This window comes from Brevundimonas sp. (genome assembly GCF_036659295.1).
GTDB lineage: Bacteria > Pseudomonadota > Alphaproteobacteria > Caulobacterales > Caulobacteraceae > Brevundimonas.
In genome coordinates, this window is sequence record NZ_JAVXCU010000010.1 from 1 (window position 1) to 17,858 (window position 17,858).

At 61.0% G+C, this 17,858-nt stretch carries 19 protein-coding genes; 5 read left to right on the top strand and 14 right to left on the bottom strand.

Annotation, left to right across the window (positions count from 1 at the left end):
* Window positions 1-424: response regulator (locus tag RSB01_RS03540; protein WP_332625078.1), on the bottom strand; the 424-nt coding region annotated here is incomplete at its 3' end.
* A gap of 72 nt (window positions 425-496) precedes the next feature.
* Window positions 497-1,183 (bottom strand): YggS family pyridoxal phosphate-dependent enzyme, encoded by a 687-nt coding sequence (locus tag RSB01_RS03545; protein WP_332589881.1) that lies wholly within the window; start codon window positions 1,181-1,183, stop codon window positions 497-499.
* Between RSB01_RS03545 and RSB01_RS03550 the strand changes: the two genes are divergently transcribed.
* Window positions 1,182-1,823, top strand: a complete 642-nt coding sequence (locus tag RSB01_RS03550; protein ID WP_332589882.1) for a thiamine phosphate synthase — start codon at window positions 1,182-1,184, stop codon at window positions 1,821-1,823. The two genes, RSB01_RS03545 and RSB01_RS03550, sit on opposite strands and share 2 nt — an antisense overlap.
* Here RSB01_RS03550 and RSB01_RS03555 read toward each other — a convergent pair whose 3' ends face one another.
* Entirely contained in the window at window positions 1,824-2,234 is a 411-nt protein-coding gene (locus RSB01_RS03555; RefSeq protein ID WP_332589883.1) for an NtrZ family periplasmic regulatory protein, read from the bottom strand. It lies immediately after the preceding gene.
* A 393-nt stretch (window positions 2,235-2,627) separates the two neighbouring features.
* Between RSB01_RS03555 and RSB01_RS03560 the strand changes: the two genes are divergently transcribed.
* From RSB01_RS03560 to holA, 4 genes are all read left to right on the top strand, one after another.
* Window positions 2,628-3,077, top strand: a complete 450-nt coding sequence (locus tag RSB01_RS03560) for a DUF3576 domain-containing protein (protein ID WP_332625080.1) — start codon at window positions 2,628-2,630, stop codon at window positions 3,075-3,077.
* Window positions 3,078-3,163: 86 nt separating this feature from the next.
* Window positions 3,164-5,710, top strand: a complete 2,547-nt coding sequence (gene leuS, locus RSB01_RS03565) for a leucine--tRNA ligase (RefSeq protein ID WP_332625082.1) — start codon at window positions 3,164-3,166, stop codon at window positions 5,708-5,710.
* Window positions 5,710-6,204, top strand: a complete 495-nt coding sequence (gene lptE, locus RSB01_RS03570; protein WP_332589886.1) for an LPS assembly lipoprotein LptE — start codon at window positions 5,710-5,712, stop codon at window positions 6,202-6,204. The genes leuS and lptE overlap by 1 nt, the downstream gene beginning before the upstream one ends.
* 16 nt (window positions 6,205-6,220) lie before the next feature.
* The gene (gene holA / locus RSB01_RS03575) at window positions 6,221-7,273 is read left to right on the top strand and encodes a DNA polymerase III subunit delta (protein ID WP_332589887.1); all 1,053 of its coding nucleotides are present in this window, start codon (window positions 6,221-6,223) and stop codon (window positions 7,271-7,273) included.
* 21 nt (window positions 7,274-7,294) lie between these two features.
* Here the strand turns inward: holA and RSB01_RS03580 are convergent, their stop codons facing one another.
* The 11 genes from RSB01_RS03580 to hemE form a co-directional block, all read right to left on the bottom strand.
* Window positions 7,295-7,486, bottom strand: coding sequence for a hypothetical protein (locus RSB01_RS03580; protein ID WP_332589888.1), 192 nt, complete (start codon window positions 7,484-7,486; stop codon window positions 7,295-7,297).
* 66 nt (window positions 7,487-7,552) lie between these two features.
* A complete protein-coding gene (locus RSB01_RS03585) occupies window positions 7,553-8,440 on the bottom strand; it encodes a ParB/RepB/Spo0J family partition protein (protein ID WP_332589889.1) in 888 nt (295 codons plus the stop codon).
* A 44-nt stretch (window positions 8,441-8,484) separates the two neighbouring features.
* Window positions 8,485-9,303 carry a ParA family protein gene (locus RSB01_RS03590; protein WP_332589890.1) on the bottom strand — a complete coding sequence of 273 codons (819 nt, stop codon included), beginning with the start codon at window positions 9,301-9,303 and terminating at the stop codon, window positions 8,485-8,487.
* Window positions 9,293-9,913: a 16S rRNA (guanine(527)-N(7))-methyltransferase RsmG gene (gene rsmG / locus RSB01_RS03595; protein ID WP_332589891.1), complete on the bottom strand. Its 621-nt coding sequence runs from the start codon at window positions 9,911-9,913 to the stop codon at window positions 9,293-9,295. Before rsmG ends, RSB01_RS03590 begins: the two co-directional genes overlap by 11 nt.
* Before the next feature lie 19 nt (window positions 9,914-9,932).
* Window positions 9,933-11,846 (bottom strand): tRNA uridine-5-carboxymethylaminomethyl(34) synthesis enzyme MnmG, encoded by a 1,914-nt coding sequence (gene mnmG / locus RSB01_RS03600; RefSeq protein ID WP_332591767.1) that lies wholly within the window; start codon window positions 11,844-11,846, stop codon window positions 9,933-9,935.
* A 49-nt stretch (window positions 11,847-11,895) separates the two neighbouring features.
* Entirely contained in the window at window positions 11,896-13,209 is a 1,314-nt protein-coding gene (gene mnmE / locus RSB01_RS03605; protein WP_332591768.1) for a tRNA uridine-5-carboxymethylaminomethyl(34) synthesis GTPase MnmE, read from the bottom strand.
* Window positions 13,210-13,218: 9 nt separating this feature from the next.
* Window positions 13,219-13,458 carry a DUF6489 family protein gene (locus tag RSB01_RS03610; RefSeq protein ID WP_167175632.1) on the bottom strand — a complete coding sequence of 80 codons (240 nt, stop codon included), beginning with the start codon at window positions 13,456-13,458 and terminating at the stop codon, window positions 13,219-13,221.
* A 64-nt stretch (window positions 13,459-13,522) separates the two neighbouring features.
* Window positions 13,523-14,998, bottom strand: a complete 1,476-nt coding sequence (rho, locus tag RSB01_RS03615) for a transcription termination factor Rho (protein WP_332619337.1) — start codon at window positions 14,996-14,998, stop codon at window positions 13,523-13,525.
* A 238-nt stretch (window positions 14,999-15,236) separates the two neighbouring features.
* On the bottom strand, window positions 15,237-15,704 hold the full coding sequence (locus tag RSB01_RS03620; protein WP_332590242.1) for a CopD family protein: 468 nt from the start codon (window positions 15,702-15,704) through the stop codon (window positions 15,237-15,239).
* Between the two features lie 23 nt (window positions 15,705-15,727).
* Window positions 15,728-16,804 carry a ferrochelatase gene (gene hemH, locus RSB01_RS03625; protein ID WP_332590243.1) on the bottom strand — a complete coding sequence of 359 codons (1,077 nt, stop codon included), beginning with the start codon at window positions 16,802-16,804 and terminating at the stop codon, window positions 15,728-15,730.
* A 3-nt stretch (window positions 16,805-16,807) separates the two neighbouring features.
* Window positions 16,808-17,842, bottom strand: coding sequence for a uroporphyrinogen decarboxylase (hemE, locus tag RSB01_RS03630; RefSeq protein ID WP_332590244.1), 1,035 nt, complete (start codon window positions 17,840-17,842; stop codon window positions 16,808-16,810).
* Between the last annotated feature and the right edge of the window lie 16 nt (window positions 17,843-17,858).

The following is a 17,858-nucleotide window of genomic DNA, read 5'->3' on the forward strand; positions in this document are numbered from 1 at the left end:
CAATTTTTAACACCCCATCATCAAAAATAGCGGATTCTGTTGTCTGTGCAACCTGATTCCTCAACATGACCCGTATACGTGCCATCAACTCTTGTACACTAAAAGGCTTGGTCACATAGTCATTGGCACCGGAATCCAGACCCAGAATGGCGTCGGAATCCGACGACTGCCCGGTCAGCATGATCACCGGTGTCGAAACACCGGCCTTGCGGATCATGCGGCAGGCCTCGCGGCCATCCATATCCGGCAGGTCAACATCCAGCAGGATCAGGTCCGCGCGGGATTCGCGCGCCTGCTTGATCCCGTCGGTGGCATTGGCAACCTGAACGGGGCGGAATTCTTCGTGGATCGCGAGCTGCTCGGCGAGGGCTTCGCGCAGATCGTCGTCGTCGTCGATGATCAGGATCGTCTTTGGCGTCGGCATAACCAGACAATGGCGACCCAAACGGCCTAAGCCAAGGGGCACGAACCGTAATAGGGGCGATTACAGCCGATTTTACCTATTTCTCTGCCCAAACAGTGCCGAACCGACACGAACATGGGTGGCACCACAGGCAATTGCCGCCTCGAAGTCACCGCTCATCCCCATCGAAACGACTGTCAGGCCATTTTTGTCGGCAATGGTTTTCAGACACTGGAAATGGGGGACGGGGTCTTGGTCGGCAGGCGGGATACACATCACCCCTTCGACATTCAGCCCGTAGGTGTCCCGCGCCATAGCGATCATGGCATCGGCATCGGCGGGCAAGACACCGGCCTTTTGCGGCTCTGCCCCCGTATTCACCTGCACCAGAACGCGGATTGTCCGGCCCGTCTTGGTGATAGCTTCTGCCAGAGCCTTGGCCAGTTTCTCGCGATCCAGCGTCTCGATCACGTCGAACAGGGTGACCGCCTCCAGGGCCTTATTGGTCTGGAGCGGGCCGATCAGGCGCAGTTCCAGCCCGTCGCGCTGGTGCGCCCAGTGCTGATAGGCCTCCTGCACGCGGTTTTCGCCAAACACACGCTGGCCTGTCGCCAAGGCTGCCGAGAGAGCCTCAAGGGTTTGCGTCTTGCTGACCGCCGTCAGGATGGCCGAGGACGGGTCGCGTCCGGCCTTAACACAAGCGGTTTCGATCTGGCCGCGCACAGCCGTAAAGTTTTCAAGGATGGACGACGCCGAAAAAGCAGGATTAGTGATGCTCATGTCTTTCTCCGCTGACGCAGACATCCTCGCACAGACCGCCTTGGCACTAGCGCGTCGTTCGGGCGGTGTCAGCCCGCGCGGGCATTCTTTGCCCCCGCTGCTGTTTTTTACCGATCCCGAGCGTACCCCCGAACCGTGGACGATTGCGCAAAATCTTCCGCAGGGGTCTGGCGTGGTCTATCGCGCCTTTTCGCGTCCCGATGCCGAAGCGACAGGATTAAAGCTTCGTGCAGCCTGTGATCAGGCCGGGGTCAAGCTGCTGGTCGGCAAGGACGAAGTTCTGGCCGCCGCCATCGGCGCCGACGGTCTGCATCTGCCGGAAACGGATATGGCGCGGGCCGAAAACCTGTCTCAGGCCTATCCGCACTGGTTACTGACCTGCGCCCTGCACGGCCCCTTGGGGCAGCGTAACGCCACGGGGCTGGATGCCTTTATCGTCTCGCCCGTCTTTCCGGCAGGTGGGGCCTCTGCGGCCAAAACCGATCTGGGTCTGCAAACCTTCTCGCAGATTATCGCGGCCCTGCCCTGCCCTGCCTATGGCTTAGGCGGCATTCATCCGGCCAATGCGGCACAATTGCTTGAGACACGCGCCTGCGGCATCGCAGGGGTCGAAGCGATCAGTCGCGCCTTTGGCCGCTGACTAGAATTTGAAGATGGTTTCCAGACGCACACGCGGTTGCGTGCGGCGGTCGGTTTCCGGAGCGCGAGCCGGATCACGATCCGGCGTGGCCAGTTGCGCCGCAGCGCCAACGCGCAAGCGCGGGCTAAGGCGGTAATAGGCACCGGCTTCGACATCACCCCATTCGGTCTCGCGACCGACAGGCTGGCTCAGATTGAGGTTCAGACCCCATCGGCCGTTTTCATGCAGACGCAGACCACGGCGCTGCGGCTGTACCGTCGCGGCGCGTTCTGTTGCAGTGGAAACCGGCGTGTTCATGGCTTGGGCCAGATTGACCTGACCGCGCGAAGCTGACTGGGCATGAGCCGCCGACGACATTCCGGCTATTGCCAGAGCGCCTGCGATTGCCAGACCTGCTACGCCGATGCGCATCAAACCATCATCCAAAAACGCCCGTACCGATCAATACGGTTGAGCAACCAGAACTATCTGTCCACAGGGAGCAGATAGGTTCGATTAGACACCGCCGCCACCTTCGGTCAACGGACTCTTGGCTAACGCTGGCACGAATACACTGTTGCAGACCAAGTCCGCTCTCACCTGTGTCACATCCGTCACGGAATTGATCCGGCGGGGCTATAAAGCCTTAACCATGAAGGGCCTTTACGACGCTGGACGGCATTTATAATCGCACAGCGATCACCCGCGCTTGTCACACCCCCTTTTCAGCGTGTTATAGAGCTTCTTTCCAGTGCTTTGGCTCGGGTCGATGACCCGGTAGCCTTGGCCCTAATTTATCATCGAGACCTTTTTGGAGATCTTGGAATGGCTTTTGTTCGCGGCGTCGCTCTCGCTCTGGTCGCTACCGGCCTACTAGTAAGCGGTTGCTCAAGCCTGCCGTTCGTCGGCAAGAAGTCCGAAAAGGTTGCCTCGGTCGAAGATCGTCTGGGCATCGGCGTAAACGCCTATCTGTGGCGCGCTTCGCTGGACACGCTGTCCTTCATGCCGCTGGCCAGTGCCGACCCGTGGGGCGGCGTGGTCAATTATGACTGGTACACCAATCCCCAGACCCCGAACGAGCGTTTTAAAGCGACCGTCTTCATCCTTGATCGCCGTCTGCGCGCCGATGCGCTGAACGTCGCTGTCACCAAGGAAGTTCAAGATGCCGCCGGCAACTGGGTCTCGGCCCCTGTTGCCGCCCAGACCGAGACCGATCTGGAAAACGCCATCCTGACCAAGGCGCGCCAACTCAACCTTACCAACGCAGCCCGCTAAGGGCTGCGCGACCCCACCCTTTTACTTTCAGCTAGTCCTCAGGCCTGCCTCACGCGTCCCGCCTGAGGCATTGCCTAGGATACACCGTGGCCCGCTACGAGCCCAAGATCACCGAACCTCGCCAACAGGCCCGCTGGGCCGAGGCTGACGCTTTTTCCGTCTCCAACGAGGATACCGGTCGCCCGAAATACTACGTCCTCGAAATGTTCCCGTACCCGTCGGGCAACATCCATATGGGACATGCCCGCAACTATGTGATGGGCGACGTCATTGCCCGCCTCAAGCGCGCGCAAGGCTTTGACGTCCTGCACCCGATGGGCTGGGATGCCTTTGGTATGCCCGCCGAAAACGCCGCCATGGAGCGTGGCGTCCATCCGGGTGACTGGACCTATTCCAACATCGAAACCATGCGTGGCCAGTTGAAACTGCTGGGCCTGTCGCTGGACTGGTCGCGTGAGATCGCCACCTGCGATCCGGAATATTACGGCCAGCAACAGGGCTGGTTCCTGGAGCTGTACAAGCGCGGTCTGGTTTATCGCAAAGAAGGCACCGTCAACTGGGATCCGGTCGACAATACTGTTCTGGCCAATGAACAGGTTATCGACGGTCGCGGCTGGCGCTCGGGCGCACTGGTCGAGAAGCGCAAGCTGACCCAGTGGTTCCTGCGTATTACCGACTATGCCGACGACCTGATCGACGGCCTGAAAGACCTTGAAGGCCGCTGGCCCGACAAGGTGCGTTTGATGCAGGAAAACTGGATCGGCCGCTCCAAGGGCCTGCAGATGAAGTGGGCCTTCGCAGGCACCGCTCCGGCTGGCTATGAAGACGGCGTGGAAATCTACACCACCCGTCCGGACACCTTCTATGGCGCGTCCTTCCTGGGTCTGGCTCCCGACCACGCGATCTCGAAACAACTGGCCCAAGCCGATCCGCGCGTCGCCGATTTCGTCGCCGAATGCCGCAAGGGTGGCGCTTCTCAAGCCGAGATCGAACAGGCCGAGAAGATCGGCTGGGACACCGGCCTGAAGGCTATCCACCCGTTCACCGGCGAAGAAGTGCCGGTATGGATCGCCAACTTCATCCTGTCCGAATACGGCACCGGCGCAATCTTCGCCTGCCCGGCCCACGACCAGCGCGACCTCGACTTTGCCCGCAAATACAATCTGCCGGTCAAGGCTGTGGTGCGCCCGCATGATGCCGATGAGAGCTTCACCGTCGAGAACGAGGCCTATACCGGCCCCGGCGTGCTGTTCAATTCGGACTTCATGAACGGCATGGAGATCGAAGAGGCCAAGGCCGCCGCGATCGCCAAGATCGAAGCCGCCGGTACCGGCAAGGGTGCCACCATCTACCGTCTGCGTGACTGGGGCGTCAGCCGCCAGCGCTACTGGGGTTGCCCCATTCCGGTCATCCACTGCGAGGATTGCGGTGTGGTGCCGGTCCCCGCCGACCAGCTGCCGGTCGAACTGCCGCACGATGTCACCTTCGACGTACCGGGCAACCCGCTGGATCGCCATGCGACGTGGAAACACGTCAACTGCCCGACCTGCGCCAAGCCTGCACGCCGCGAGACGGACACGCTGGATACCTTCGTCGATTCCAGCTGGTATTTCGCCCGCTTTACCGACCCCAAGGCCGCAACCCCCATCAATCCGGCCGCGGCGGCCAAATGGCTGCCCGTCGACCAGTATATCGGCGGCATCGAGCACGCCGTGTTGCACCTGTTGTATGCCCGTTTCATCACCCGCGCCCTGTCGGATGTCGGTCTGATGGATGTGAAAGAACCGTTCGCGGGTCTGTTCACCCAGGGTATGGTGGTGCACGAAACCTATTATGAGGGCCATGAAGACAGCGGTAAGCCCCGCTGGGTCGAGCCTTCGGACGTGCAGATCGAGCATGTTGACGGCAAGCGCGTCGCGCGTCGCCTGTCCAACGGTGCCGAGATCACCATCGGCGACGTCGCCCCTGCCGATATCATCGCCACCTATGGCGTGGATGCCGGTCGCCTGTTCGTGCTTTCCGACAGCCCGCCCGAGCGTGACGTGCAATGGTCGGCCGGTGGCGTCGAAGGCGCCTCGCGCTTTGTCCAGCGTGCCTGGACCGAGTTTGACAGCTTCGATGCATCGGCCCCCGCCAATGCCGATGTCGATGCCAGCCTGATCCGCGAGACCCACAAGACCATCAAGGCCGTCAGCGAAGGCGTGGAGCATTTCCGCTTCAACTCTGCCATCGCCAAGCTTTATGCCTTCCTCGCTGTATTGAAAGACCACGCCAAGGCCGGTGGCGAAGCCAAGAAGACCGCCCTGTCGGTACTGGCCCGTCTGGTCGCGCCGTTCACCCCGCACCTGGCCGAAGAAGGCTGGACGCGACTGGGTCTGGCCGGCATGGTTCTGGATGCCGAATGGCCGGTATTTGATGCCGCCTTGGCCGCTGACGACCAAGTCGTTATGCCGGTGCAAATCGGTGGCAAGCGTCGTGGCGAAGTGCAGATGCCGCGCGGTGCCGACAATGCCGATGTCGAAGCGGCGGCACTCGCCAATGCGACCGTTAAGGCCTACCTTGAGGCCAACAACCTGACGGTCCGCAAGGTGATTGTGGTGCCGGATCGCATTGTGAACCTGGTAGCCAACTGATGAAACGCATCCTTCCCCTGTCCGTCCTCGCTGCCTCGGCCATACTGCTGTCGGCGTGCGGGTTCACCCCCATCTATGGCCAGACAGGGGAAGGTGCGATCGGCAGCCAGCTGTCGCAGATTGCGGTTTCTACCCCCGATGACCGTCTGGGTTACCGCCTCAGAGAACAGCTGGAAGACGCCTTCGGGCGTAATGCCGCCCTGCCTGCGCAATGGCGCATGGAAACACAGGTCGAGCAGTCCCGTCTGCCTCTGGGCCGCCGCATCGATGATACGGCCACCCGCTATCAACTGACGGTCAAGGCCAAATGGACCCTGACCCCCGTTGCCGGCGGACAACCCCTGTCCGGCGAGCGGACCACGACCACCACCTATGCCGCCGCCGATCAGCCCTATGCTGCCATTGCCGCCCAGCAGGACGGTGAAGACCGCGCGGCCGCCGATCTGGCCCGCCTGATCCGTCTGGACCTGATGCGCACCCTGTCGACGCGCTGATCTCGAGGAGCCCCGCGTGATCCTCTCCAAGCGGCCCGAGATTGACCGTTTCCTCAAGACGCCCGAGCCGCATATCCGCGTGGCCCTGCTGCACGGCAAGGACCGTTCGGGCGTGCAGGAACGCGCGGTCATACTGTGTAAGACCGTCACGCCTGACCTGAACGATCCGTTCAACGTCACCTCGCTGACCGAAAGCGATATCGACGCCGACCCGATCAAGCTGGAAGAAGCCCTTACGGCCTTGTCCATGCTGGGCGACCGGCGCCTTGTGCGGGTGCGTCTGGGCGATCCCAAGGGTGGGACAGACAAGGCCCTTGCCTCCGCCGTCACCGCCCATGCCGAGGGCCAATATAACCCCGACGCCCTTTTGGTCATCGAAGCCGGTGCATTGGGGCGTGAATCCGCTCTGCGCAAAGCCGCCGAGAAGGCTAACGGGGCCGCCGCCATCGCCTGTTACGAGGACGAGGTCGGCGATGTCGCGCGTATGACCCGCGATGCGCTGGGGGCAGACAAGGTTGGGCTGACCTCCGACGCGCTGGACCGGTTTGTTGCCCGTCTGCCGCGCGAACGGGGCCTGATGCGTCAGGAAATCGAGCGCCTGATCCTCTATATCGGTCCGGGTTCCGGCAAGACGATTGATACGGCCGAACTGGACCTGCATCTGGGCGTAGAGCCGGATGCGTCGCTGTCCGATGCGGCCCTACAGGCCTTTGGCGGTCGCGCTGGTCCTGCACAAGCCGGACTGCGTCGTGCACTGGCCGAGGGCGAAAGCGCGGTCATGGCCGTGCGCATGATCTCGATCCACGCCGCCAAAATCCGCAAGATCAATGTCTTGCAGGCCTCGGGCAGTGGCGCAAAAGAAGCCGCCAAGGCTGCGGGTGTGTTCTGGAAACAGGAAGCTGAAATGCTGCGTCAGGCCCGCAGCTGGCGTCTGGAATATCTCGACGACGTGCTGGGCAGCATTAATACCGCAGATGTCGCCACCAAGACGACCGGTATGCCCGAGCATCTGATTGCCGAGCGTCTGCTGCTGGAAATCTCCGCCCGCGCGCGCCGTATGGGCCTGTAAGCGGCCCTCGCCAACTAAACCCTAGCCGCGGTGTGACATGCGCTTATAGGCGGGCTTGTTCATAGCTGCGGCTTCACGCTGGAGGCGTTTTTCCAGTGATTTGGCATCCACCCCCTTGGACATGCCGAGCCCCTGCCCGCTCGCAGCCTTTTTGGCCTCCAGAGCGCGTTTCATATTCTCGGCGAGGCTGGACTTGGGGGTTTGAGTGCTCATAGGCTCACCATAGCATAACGGACCCCGAAAGGCCCGCTGCTCATTTTAAACTGTGTTTTCAGTATACTAGTTGCGCATCAGACGACGGCAAAGGTCGTCCAGTTGCTCCAGCGTACCGTATTTGACGGTAATCTCGCCCTTGCCGCCCTTGTCCGCCAAAGCCACCTTCAGGCCCAGCGCGTCCGACAAATCCTGTTCCAGAGCGGCAATATCGGCGGCGCCTTCGGCATTAATGGCAGCCTTCGGTTTAACCGGTTTTGGACCTTCGACGGCGCGACGGGCCAAGACCTCGGTCTGTCGCACGTTCAAACCCTTGGAGATGACCTCGTCGGCCAGTTCCAGCGGGTTCGGGGCGGTAATCAATGCACGGGCATGACCCGCGCTAAGACGGCCATGGATGACATGTTCGCGCACTTGCGACGGCAGTTGCAGCAGGCGCAGCGTGTTGGCGACATGCGAGCGGCTCTTGCCGACGACGCCCGCCACCGCATCCTGCGTACGGCCGAACTTTTCCATCAACTGGGCGTAGGCATTGGCCTCTTCCATAGGGTTCAGATCGGCCCGCTGGACGTTTTCGATAATGCCGACTTCCAGCACCTCGACATCGTCCATTTCACGCACAACGACCGGCACCGAGATAACCCGCGCGGCCTGTGCCGCACGCCAGCGACGCTCACCGGCGATGATCTGGTAGTGACCCGGTTCACCCGGTTGCGGACGCACGAGGATGGGCAAAAGCACGCCCTTGTCGCGGATCGACGCCGTCAGTTCGTCCAGATCTTCCTTTTTGAAGACCTTCCGCGGCTGATCCGGATTGGCCTTCAGCTTCTCGATCGGAACGCGATTCACGCCCGCAGGGGCCGCAAACGCAGCATCCAGCGCCACAGCTTCCTGTGCATTTTCTCCCAGCAGGGCTGAAAGGCCCCGACCCAGTCCGCGTTGACGTTCAGACACGATGCGTATTCCGTTTTCTGTTCTTACTCTCAGGCCGCCCTGTTTCAGGCCGCAATAGCCTGACGACGTTGACGCTCGCGCGTCACCACTTCACGCGCCAGTTTCAAATAGGCCTGGCTGCCTGCACATTTCAGATCGTAGATCAGGGCGGGCTTGCCGTAGGACGGCGCCTCCGACACACGCACATTGCGCGGGATCACGCTTTCATAAACCTTCTCGCCAAAGTGGGCGCGCACATCGGCCGCCACCTGTCCCGACAGGGCATTACGGCGATCATACATGGTCAGAACCAGACCCTGAATTTCCAGCGACGGGTTCAGATTTTGCTTCACCATGTCGATGGTGCGCATCAACTGGGTCAGGCCTTCCAGTGCAAAAAACTCGCACTGCAGCGGCACCAGAACCGCATCGGCCGCTGCCATCGCGTTCAAGGTCAGCAGGTTCAACGACGGCGGACAATCAATCAGCACATAGTCGAACGGCTTTTGATCGCCATTGGCCTGCGCTTCCAGCGCATCGCGAAGACGGTAGGAGCGGCGATCTGCCTGGCTCAACTCGATCTCGACGCCCGACATATCGGGGTCCGAGGTGACGATAAACAGGCCCGGCACAGCCGTCTCGACTGCCGTTTCGTTGATCGAGCGCCCGTCGACGATGACGTCGTAAATGGTGATCTTGCGCGTTTCACGTGGAACACCCAGACCCGTCGAGGCATTGCCCTGCGGATCCATATCCACGATCAGAACCTTCTCGCCGATCGCGGCCAAGGCAGTACCCAGATTGATAGCGGTCGTGGTTTTACCCACCCCACCCTTCTGGTTCGATACCGCAAGGACGCGGGTCGTTTTCGGTTTAGCGGACACGACGCAAACTCCCCACAGAAACGATACGGCCGCGCGGATCACTGCGCGACACAGAAAGATCACCCTCAAAGTGCCAGACAGCCGCAGCGTCTTTCAACTCTGCTTCGGCCTTCTCGCCCTTCAGGAACAGCCCTATTGCACCACGTTGGAAGTATGGCTGTGCATAACCCAGTAATTTTTCCATCGCGGCCACGGCACGGGCGGTCACGATCTGGACCTTGACCTGTTGCTCCTCGGCGCGACCATTGATCACCGTCGCCGGTAGATCAAGCGCATCCACGACGGTTTGCAAGAAGCGGCAGCGTTTTCCGAGGCTGTCGATCAGCCACACATGTGCGCCTTCGCGACCCTTCAGCATGATCGCCAGAACCACACCGGGGAACCCTGCACCCGCTCCCAGATCAGCCCATGTCAGGGCGTCCGGTTCCAGCGCCAGCAACTGGGCACTGTCCCACGCATGGCGGTTCCAGAAGTCGGGAAGGCTATCGGGGCCCACCAGATTCATCACCGCATTCGTCTCGGTCAGCATGGCGAGGAAAGTTTGCAGGTCCGCTATATTTTGCTCGCTCGCACCGGTCTTGGCGCGAAAATCCGCGATTGGATCAGACATAAATACTCCGGTGTCGCGATCAGGCGACGACAGTGGCCAGATCGGTTTCGACCGATTTGATTTTCTTTACGTGGGCCAGAAGTGCGGTCAGGGCGCCCGGCGTCATGCCTTCGATACGGCCCGCCTGCCCCAGTGTCAGAGGACGCACCATCGACAGTTTCTCGCGCACTTCGTTCGACAATGCACCAATGCTGGCATAGTCCAGATTGTTCGCCAGGCTTAAGCCCTCTTCACGACGCAGAGCCTCGGCGTCCTGCGCCTGACGGTCCAGATAGCCCGCATAGACGGCGTCGATTTCAATCTGCTCACGCACCGATACGGGCCAGTCGACGATTTCCGGCTTCACAGACACGAAATGGTCCAGCGTTACCGACGGGAAGGACAGCAGGTCACGGATGGAACGACGCTGACCATCGGCATTGACCTGAATGCCCAACTCGCCCGCTTCCTTGGGCGTGAAGCGTGTTTCACGTGAAACAATGTTCGCCGAGTATAACCGGTCTGCCTTGTCCAGCCATACCTTCTCGCGGTCAGAGCCGACGATGCCAGCCTTAATTCCCAATGCAGTCAGGCGGATATCGGCATTGTCTGCGCGCAGGGTCAGGCGATATTCAGCGCGGCTGGTGAACATGCGGTAGGGTTCGGTCACGCCGCGCGTCACCAGATCATCGATCATGACACCGATATAGGCCTCGTCGCGACCGAAGATGATCGGGTCATTTCCGGCGGCTTTACGGGCCGCATTCAAGCCCGCTACCAGACCTTGAGCCCCCGCCTCTTCATAGCCGGTCGTGCCGTTGATCTGGCCGGCCAGATAAAGATTGGGGCGTTTTTTGACTTCGAGCGCCGGTGTCAGTTCACGCGGGTCGACATAGTCGTATTCGATCGCATAGCCAAAGCGGAAGACCTCGACCGCCTCCAGGCCGGGCATGGTGCGCAAAAAGGCCATCTGTGTCGCATCGGAAACCGAGGTCGAGATACCGTTCGGATAGACCGTCGGATCATCCAGACCTTCCGGCTCAAGGAAGACCTGATGGCTGGTCTTGTCGGCAAAGCGGACAACCTTGTCCTCGATCGACGGGCAGTAGCGCGGACCACGGCCCGACAAGTGCCCGCCATAGACAGCGCTCTCGCCAAGATTATCAGCGATGATACGGTGGGTTTCTTCGGTCGTATGGGTGACGCCGCATGCAATCTGCGGCACCTCGATCTTGTCGGTCAGGAAGCTGAAGGGCACGGGCTGATCGTCCGCCGCCTGCATTTCCAGACGCTCCCACGCAATGGTGCGGCCATCCAGACGGGCGGGCGTGCCGGTCTTCAGGCGCCCCATCATCAGGTCCGCCGCATGCAGGTCTGCGGCCAGACCCGTCGAAGGATCCTCGCCATAACGTCCTGCCGGAATACGCAGATCACCACGATGGATCACCCCGTTCAGGAAGGTGCCGGTCGTCAGGACCACAGCCCCTGCCCTAATGGTTTCACCACTGGCGGTCGAAACGCCGATCACGCGCTCGCCATCCATGATCAGACCTTCGGCGGTGCCGGCCATCTGTGTCAGGTTCGGATAGTGGGCCAGCTCGGCCTGCATGGCTTCGCGGTAAAGCTTACGGTCAATCTGGCTGCGCGGGCCACGAACGGCCGCGCCCTTAGAGCGGTTCAGCAGACGAAACTGGATGCCCGAAACATCGGCAAGCCGCCCCATCACACCATCCAGCGCGTCGATCTCGCGCACCAGATGCCCCTTGCCCAAACCGCCAATCGCCGGATTGCAGCTCATCTCGCCGATGGTTTCCAGCTTCTGGCTGAGCAAAAGTGTGCGCGCGCCGAAACGTGCGGACGCCGTCGCAGCCTCGCTACCGGCATGGCCGCCGCCAATGACAACAACGTCGAAGGTATGATCCGGGGTAAAACTCATGCCGATCACATAGTGCATCCGGCGCGAAATCTCTATGCCGCTGCGATCACGGTTTCACGTGAAACGGCTATTTACCGATGCAGAAGCTGGAAAAGACTTCGCCGAGAATGTCCTCGACACCAATAGCCCCCGTTACACGCGACAGGCTTTCAGCTGCCCGGCGTAGGTCGTCTCCCGCCATTTCCGGCGCAATATACAGTGCGCGGCGGCCCGCCTGTACCGCAGTCAATGCCTCGACCAGACGACGGCGGTGCCGTTCGCGGGTCACGGCAGGGAAGTCTGCGCCCGACAGATCACGCGCCAGACGGGCGGCAATCCAGTCATGAAGTTCTGAGAGCCCCTGCCCAGACTGGGTGCTGACCGTCAGATGCTGCATTCCCGCAACCGGAGCCAGGGCCCCGAGGTCTGCCTTGTTCAACACCTGTAGATCGTCCGGTTTTGCAAACTGTGCCGCCGGATCATCATTCGCCGTTTGCGATGGAGAGCGCACCCAAAGGCGAAGGTCCGCGCTCTCGGCCCGTAGTCGTGCGCGGCGTATGCCTTCGGCCTCGACAACATCGTCGCTATCACGCAGACCCGCCGTATCGGACAGGGTCACGGCATAGCCACCGATCATGATATCGGCATCCAACACGTCGCGGGTTGTACCCGCGATCGGCGTCACAATAGCCGCTTCGCGTGCCGTCAAAGCGTTAAATAGGGACGACTTGCCCGCATTGGTCTCGCCAATCAGGACGATGCGATAACCTTCACGCACGCGGCGACCACGATCGGAATCGGCCAGTGCGGCGTTCAAATCAGACATCAGCTGATCCAGAACCGGTCCTGCGGTGCGGGCCAAATTGTCCGGCACTTCCTCGTCGGGGAAGTCGATCTCGGCCTCGACCAGAGACAGGGCTTTTAATAGATCGCGTCGGAAACCGGCATAGGTTTGCGACAAGGCGCCGTCCAGCTGGCCAAGGGCTTGCGCCTTCTGGGCCTCGGTTTCGGCATCGATCAGATCGGCCACGGCCTCGGCCTGCGCTAGATCCATGCGGCCATTCTGGAAGGCGCGACGGGTAAACTCGCCTGCCTCGGCAGGGCGCAGGCCATGGGCCATAAGGGCCAGACTGGCGGCCTCGATCACCGCCCGACCGCCATGCAGATGCAGTTCGGCGCTGTCCTCGCCCGTATAGGAGTTGGGGCCGACAAAACGCAGGATCAGGGCCTGATCGACAAGTTTACTGTCATGGGTAATATTGCGCACCGAGGCCAGACGCGGCTTTACGCCCCCTGCTCCGATACGCTCCAGCACCTGAACGGTGTCCGGGCCAGAGATGCGGATAATGGCCACCGCCCCGCGACCGGGAGGTGTCGCGAGCGCAAAAATTGTGTCGATCATGGCGTGAACCTAGCCCTTGGTCTGGCCCGATACGGCCGCTTCCATCAGGCGGCGGAACTGGTCCTGAGCCTGAACGCCGAAAGACGTCCAGGACTTCATCAGTTCGTCGGGCTGCATGGCGGTCATGTTTTCCGCCATGCGTTTTTGCATTTCCTGCACCAGCAGTTCGTTCAACGGAGCCACATCCGGCAGGCCCAGAAAAGCGCGGGCCTCGGCCGGTGTGCAATCAATCTCGATATTGACCTTCATTGCACGGGCTCCATTGTTTCACGTGAAACACCACGGGTATGTCTTGGTTTTACTGCTAAGCTTGTTACGTATTCATCGACTGGAAGAAGTCGCCATTGTTCTTGGACTGGCGCAGCTTGTCGAGCAGGAACTCGATGGCATCCTGCGGGCCCATCGGGTTGAGGATACGGCGCAGGACATAGGTCTTGGCCAGTTGATCCTTCGGCGTGATGAGGTCTTCCTTGCGGGTACCCGATTTGAGCACGTCAATGGCCGGGAAGATGCGCTTGTCGGCAACCTTGCGATCCAGCACGATTTCCGAGTTACCGGTGCCCTTGAACTCTTCGAAGATCACCTCGTCCATGCGCGAGCCGGTATCGATCAGAGCCGTAGCGATGATGGTCAGCGAACCACCCTGCTCCACGTTACGCGCGGCGCCGAAGAAGCGCTTGGGACGTTGCAGGGCGTTGGCATCCACACCACCGGTCAGGACCTTGCCCGACGACGGGACCGTGGCGTTATAGGCGCGGCCCAGACGCGTGATCGAGTCCAGCAGGATCACAACGTCCTTCTTGTGCTCGACCAGACGCTTGGCCTTTTCGATCACCATTTCAGCGACGGCAACGTGACGGGTCGCCGGCTCGTCAAAGGTCGAGGCCACAACCTCGCCCTTCACGGTGCGCTGCATGTCGGTCACTTCTTCGGGGCGTTCGTCGATCAGCAGGACGATCAGGAACACTTCCGGATGGTTCTTCTCGATCGACTTGGCGATGTTTTGCAGCATGACCGTCTTACCCACGCGCGGCGGGGCAACGATCAGGCAACGCTGGCCCTTGCCGAGCGGCGCGACGATGTCGATCACACGGCCCGAGCGGTCTTTCAGCGTCGGGTCCTGGATTTCCATGTGCAGACGCTCTTCGGGATAGAGCGGCGTCAGGTTGTCGAACAGGACCTTGGTCTTGACCATCTCCGGATCTTCGAAGTTGATCGTATCGACCTTGAGCAGAGCAAAATAACGCTCGCCTTCGCGCGGGCCACGAACGGCACCATGCACGGTGTCGCCCGAACGAAGGCCGAAACGGCGGATCTGCGACGGCGACACATAGACATCGTCCGGACCCGGAAGATAGTTGGCGTCGGGGCTGCGCAGGAAGCCGAAGCCGTCCGGCAGGATTTCCAGCACGCCCGAGGCAATGATCTCGACCTCTTCGTCGGCCAGCGTCTTCAGGATCGCGAACAGCAGATCCTGTTTGCGCAGGTTGCCAGCGTTTTCAATCTCGAGGCTTTCGGCGAAGGCCACCAGATCTTCCGGCGTCTTCTCGTTCAGTTCCTGCAGCGTGATGCGGCCATTCGGCACCATCGGCTCGCCGTCATCGTCCTCGTCTTCCTCGGCCGAGGTGTCGACGCCGCTATAATCGTTCTGGATTACCTCGTCTTCAGCCGGTTGATCGGCCTCTGCGGCGGCAGCCTTGCTGCTACCGAGGCTCAGCGTGCGGCGCGGACGTTCAGCAACAGGTTCCTGAGCGTTTTCAACGACTTCGTTTTCTGGCGTATCAGACATAATGCGGGCTCGTACTCACGCCACGCAACCGTAATGGCGCGCAGGGCGATAAATCTCAGCAATGGGTGGCCAGGTGGCCGAACGGGAAGATGACGCGGTCCCGCAGGTCCAAACCGGCAGGCGTCACCAAAAGAGAGGCACCGCACAGCCAGTCCGGCCCCACGGTTCGGGACAAGCGAAACCACGGATAGACGGCGCCGGTCAAGGGGCGCCGCCATCACAATGCGTGGTGGTGGGCTTAGGCGCCCCACTCCAGCGTCACGGACAGAACCATGACGATGGCGATCAGGAAGGGGATTTCATTGCTCATGCGCCAGAACTTACTGGAACGGGTCGAGGTGCCATTGGCGATCTTCTTGCGGCTCTTGGCCAGAAAACCATGCCAACCGAACAGGGCAATCACGCCCAGAATCTTGACCACCATCCATGGCTGATGGGCAAACGACCAGTCGGCCCCGTTGCCCGAACGCAACCAGAACAGCCACAGGCCCAGCACAATGGCCAGGATCATCGACGGATTGATGATGATGCGCAGAAGGCGGGTCTGCCAAAGACGCAAAAGCCCCTGCATTTCAGAGCGTAGCGGCTCCGGTTTGTCATTCTGTTCAACGTCGTAGGCATAGAGACGCGGCAGGTAGAGCATACCGCTCATCCACGCGATCACGGCCAGAATGTGCAGGCCACGGGCCAGATCATAGGCGTTCATTGTCTATCCTCTAGGCCAAACGGTCAGGCCACACTGGCCGAGCTGCCGACCATAGTCGTCTCAAGCTTTGCAAAACGGTTGTCGCAAGCGCAACTGCCATTTCCGCAACGCGGGGCCTGCTGGCCCTGAATGGCTTTGATAGTCTCGTCGGCCAGTGCGCCGATAAAGTCAGCATCAATCCCGACGGCAGGGGCACGCAAATACGGACTACAGCCAACCTCGTGGGCCAGTTCACCGTATTCGATATCCAGTTCGACCAGGGTCTCGATATGTTCCGAAACAAAGGCGATCGGCACCACCACCGCACCGACACCGTCAGCCGCAGCCTGTTTGATGGCATCGGGCGTGGCCGGTCCCAGCCATTCCATCGGCCCGACCTTGGACTGATAGCAGATGGCCCAGTCGCTCAGTTCCATGCGCGCCACCACCGCCGCCACCGTCGCCTCGATCTGCGCCTGATAGGGATCGCCCTGTTTGACCAGTTTGGACGGGATGCCATGGGCCGAAAACAGCACGCGAACCGGCTTGCCTTCGGCTTTTTGCAAGGCCTCGCCAATCACGCGGGCTTGTGCGGCAATGAAACCGTCAGCCTGCGGATAGCAGCACACCACGCTTTGACGCCCAGAACCCTTATAGGTCTTGCGCCAGATTTTAAGCGACGAGGCCGTCGTGGTGGTCGAATACTGCGGGTACAGAGGCAGTAGCACCACTTCATCGGGCCGGAAGGCCTCGACGGCGCGGGCCGCTTCGTCGGTCATCGGATGCCAGTAACGCATAGCGATAAAAACGCGCGTCTCGTCGTGCGGCATCTGGCTGTTCAACACAGCTTCCAGCGCCTGCGCCTGTTTGCGCGTTTCGGGCAGCAGCGGCGATCCGCCTCCCATCAGGGCATAGTTCTCCTGCGCCGGTTTTTCACGGCGCGAGGAGATGAGCCTGGCCAGAGGCGTGCGCAAAAGACCCGGCAGACCGATAATCGCCGGATCATTGAACAGGTTGAACAGAAACGGTTTTACCGCTTCGGGTCCATCCGGTCCGCCCAGATTGGTCAACACCACCGCAATACGGCGGCCGGAACCTGATTTTAGGGGTGTGACCGACATGGCCTATTGCGCTCCGATGCGCTTGAGAACCTGTTCGACATGGGCAATCGGCACATCCGGCGTTACGCCATGGCCGAGGTTGAACACCCACGGTCCCTGCCCCCAGGCTTCCAGAAGCTGGTCCACGCGGCGGTCCAGTTGTTCGCCGCCGACCCGCAACAGCATCGGATCCAGCGCACCCTGAATGGGTTTGATCTGCTGAACGCGTTTGCCGACTTCCAGCGGGCAGGCCGTATCCAGAGCTACAGCATCGACATCGCACTCACGCGCATAGCGTTCGGCCAGAGCCGCCGAACCCCGCGGGAAGCCCATGATCGGCACCGTCACACCCAGTTCACGGGCGCGGGCCACCAGTTTCTGGTGCGGACGAAGAACCAGCGTTTCGAAGAGATCGTCGGGAAGACCCTCGGCCCAGCTCTCGAAAATCTTGAGCACCATGGCGCCCGCATCCTGCTGCATCTTCAGATAATGCGCCGTGCTTTCGATCAGAACATCGAGCACGGCCTGAACCGTTTGCGGATCGGCATAGGCATAGGCGCGTGCCGCTGCTCGCTCGCCCTTGCCGATCGTACGGGCCTCGCCGTCCAGCATATAGGTTGCAACCGTCCAGGGAGCCCCAGCAAAGCCGATGAGCGTCTTTGACGGGTCCAGCTGTGCGCGGACCAGAGACAGGCTCTGGCCGACTGCTTTCAGGGCTTCTCCGGCATAGGGCGCTTTCTCGCGCATTTGCTCGACCGAAGGCAGGGCGCCCAGACGCGGTCCCTCACCCGATTCAAACCAGACGTCCTGACCAAGGGCGCCCGGGATCAGCAGGATGTCGGCAAAGATGATCGCCGCATCAAAACCGTAACGGCGCATCGGCTGCAAGGTGGCCTCTGCCGCCATCTCGGGATTCAGGCAGAACGAAATGAAGTTCGGTGCCTTGGCCCGTAGCTCGCGATATTCCGGCAAATGACGGCCGGCCTGACGCATGAACCATACGGGAGGATGGGCGGTCGTCTGGCCCTGAAGAGCCTGGATCATAAGGGGAGTGCTCATGACCAAAGGCTTTAGC

Excerpts from the sequence above, each read along its gene's own strand:
- rsmG (WP_332589891.1), bottom strand. The coding sequence starts at position 9,913 with ATGTCTGATCCAATCGCGGATTTTCGCGCCAAGACCGGTGCGAGCGAG.
- mnmE (WP_332591768.1), bottom strand. The coding sequence starts at position 13,209 with ATGATCGACACAATTTTTGCGCTCGCGACACCTCCCGGTCGCGGGGCG.
- mnmG (WP_332591767.1), bottom strand. The coding sequence starts at position 11,846 with ATGCACTATGTGATCGGCATGAGTTTTACCCCGGATCATACCTTCGAC.
- RSB01_RS03610 (WP_167175632.1), bottom strand. The coding sequence starts at position 13,458 with ATGAAGGTCAATATCGAGATTGATTGCACACCGGCCGAGGCCCGCGCT.
- lptE (WP_332589886.1), top strand. The coding sequence starts at position 5,710 with ATGAAACGCATCCTTCCCCTGTCCGTCCTCGCTGCCTCGGCCATACTG.
- RSB01_RS03560 (WP_332625080.1), top strand. The coding sequence starts at position 2,628 with ATGGCTTTTGTTCGCGGCGTCGCTCTCGCTCTGGTCGCTACCGGCCTA.
- hemE (WP_332590244.1), bottom strand. The coding sequence starts at position 17,842 with ATGAGCACTCCCCTTATGATCCAGGCTCTTCAGGGCCAGACGACCGCC.
- RSB01_RS03550 (WP_332589882.1), top strand. The coding sequence starts at position 1,182 with ATGTCTTTCTCCGCTGACGCAGACATCCTCGCACAGACCGCCTTGGCA.
- RSB01_RS03620 (WP_332590242.1), bottom strand. The coding sequence starts at position 15,704 with ATGAACGCCTATGATCTGGCCCGTGGCCTGCACATTCTGGCCGTGATC.
- RSB01_RS03545 (WP_332589881.1), bottom strand. The coding sequence starts at position 1,183 with ATGAGCATCACTAATCCTGCTTTTTCGGCGTCGTCCATCCTTGAAAAC.
- RSB01_RS03580 (WP_332589888.1), bottom strand. The coding sequence starts at position 7,486 with ATGAGCACTCAAACCCCCAAGTCCAGCCTCGCCGAGAATATGAAACGC.
- hemH (WP_332590243.1), bottom strand. The coding sequence starts at position 16,804 with ATGTCGGTCACACCCCTAAAATCAGGTTCCGGCCGCCGTATTGCGGTG.
- RSB01_RS03555 (WP_332589883.1), bottom strand. The coding sequence starts at position 2,234 with ATGCGCATCGGCGTAGCAGGTCTGGCAATCGCAGGCGCTCTGGCAATA.
- rho (WP_332619337.1), bottom strand. The coding sequence starts at position 14,998 with ATGTCTGATACGCCAGAAAACGAAGTCGTTGAAAACGCTCAGGAACCT.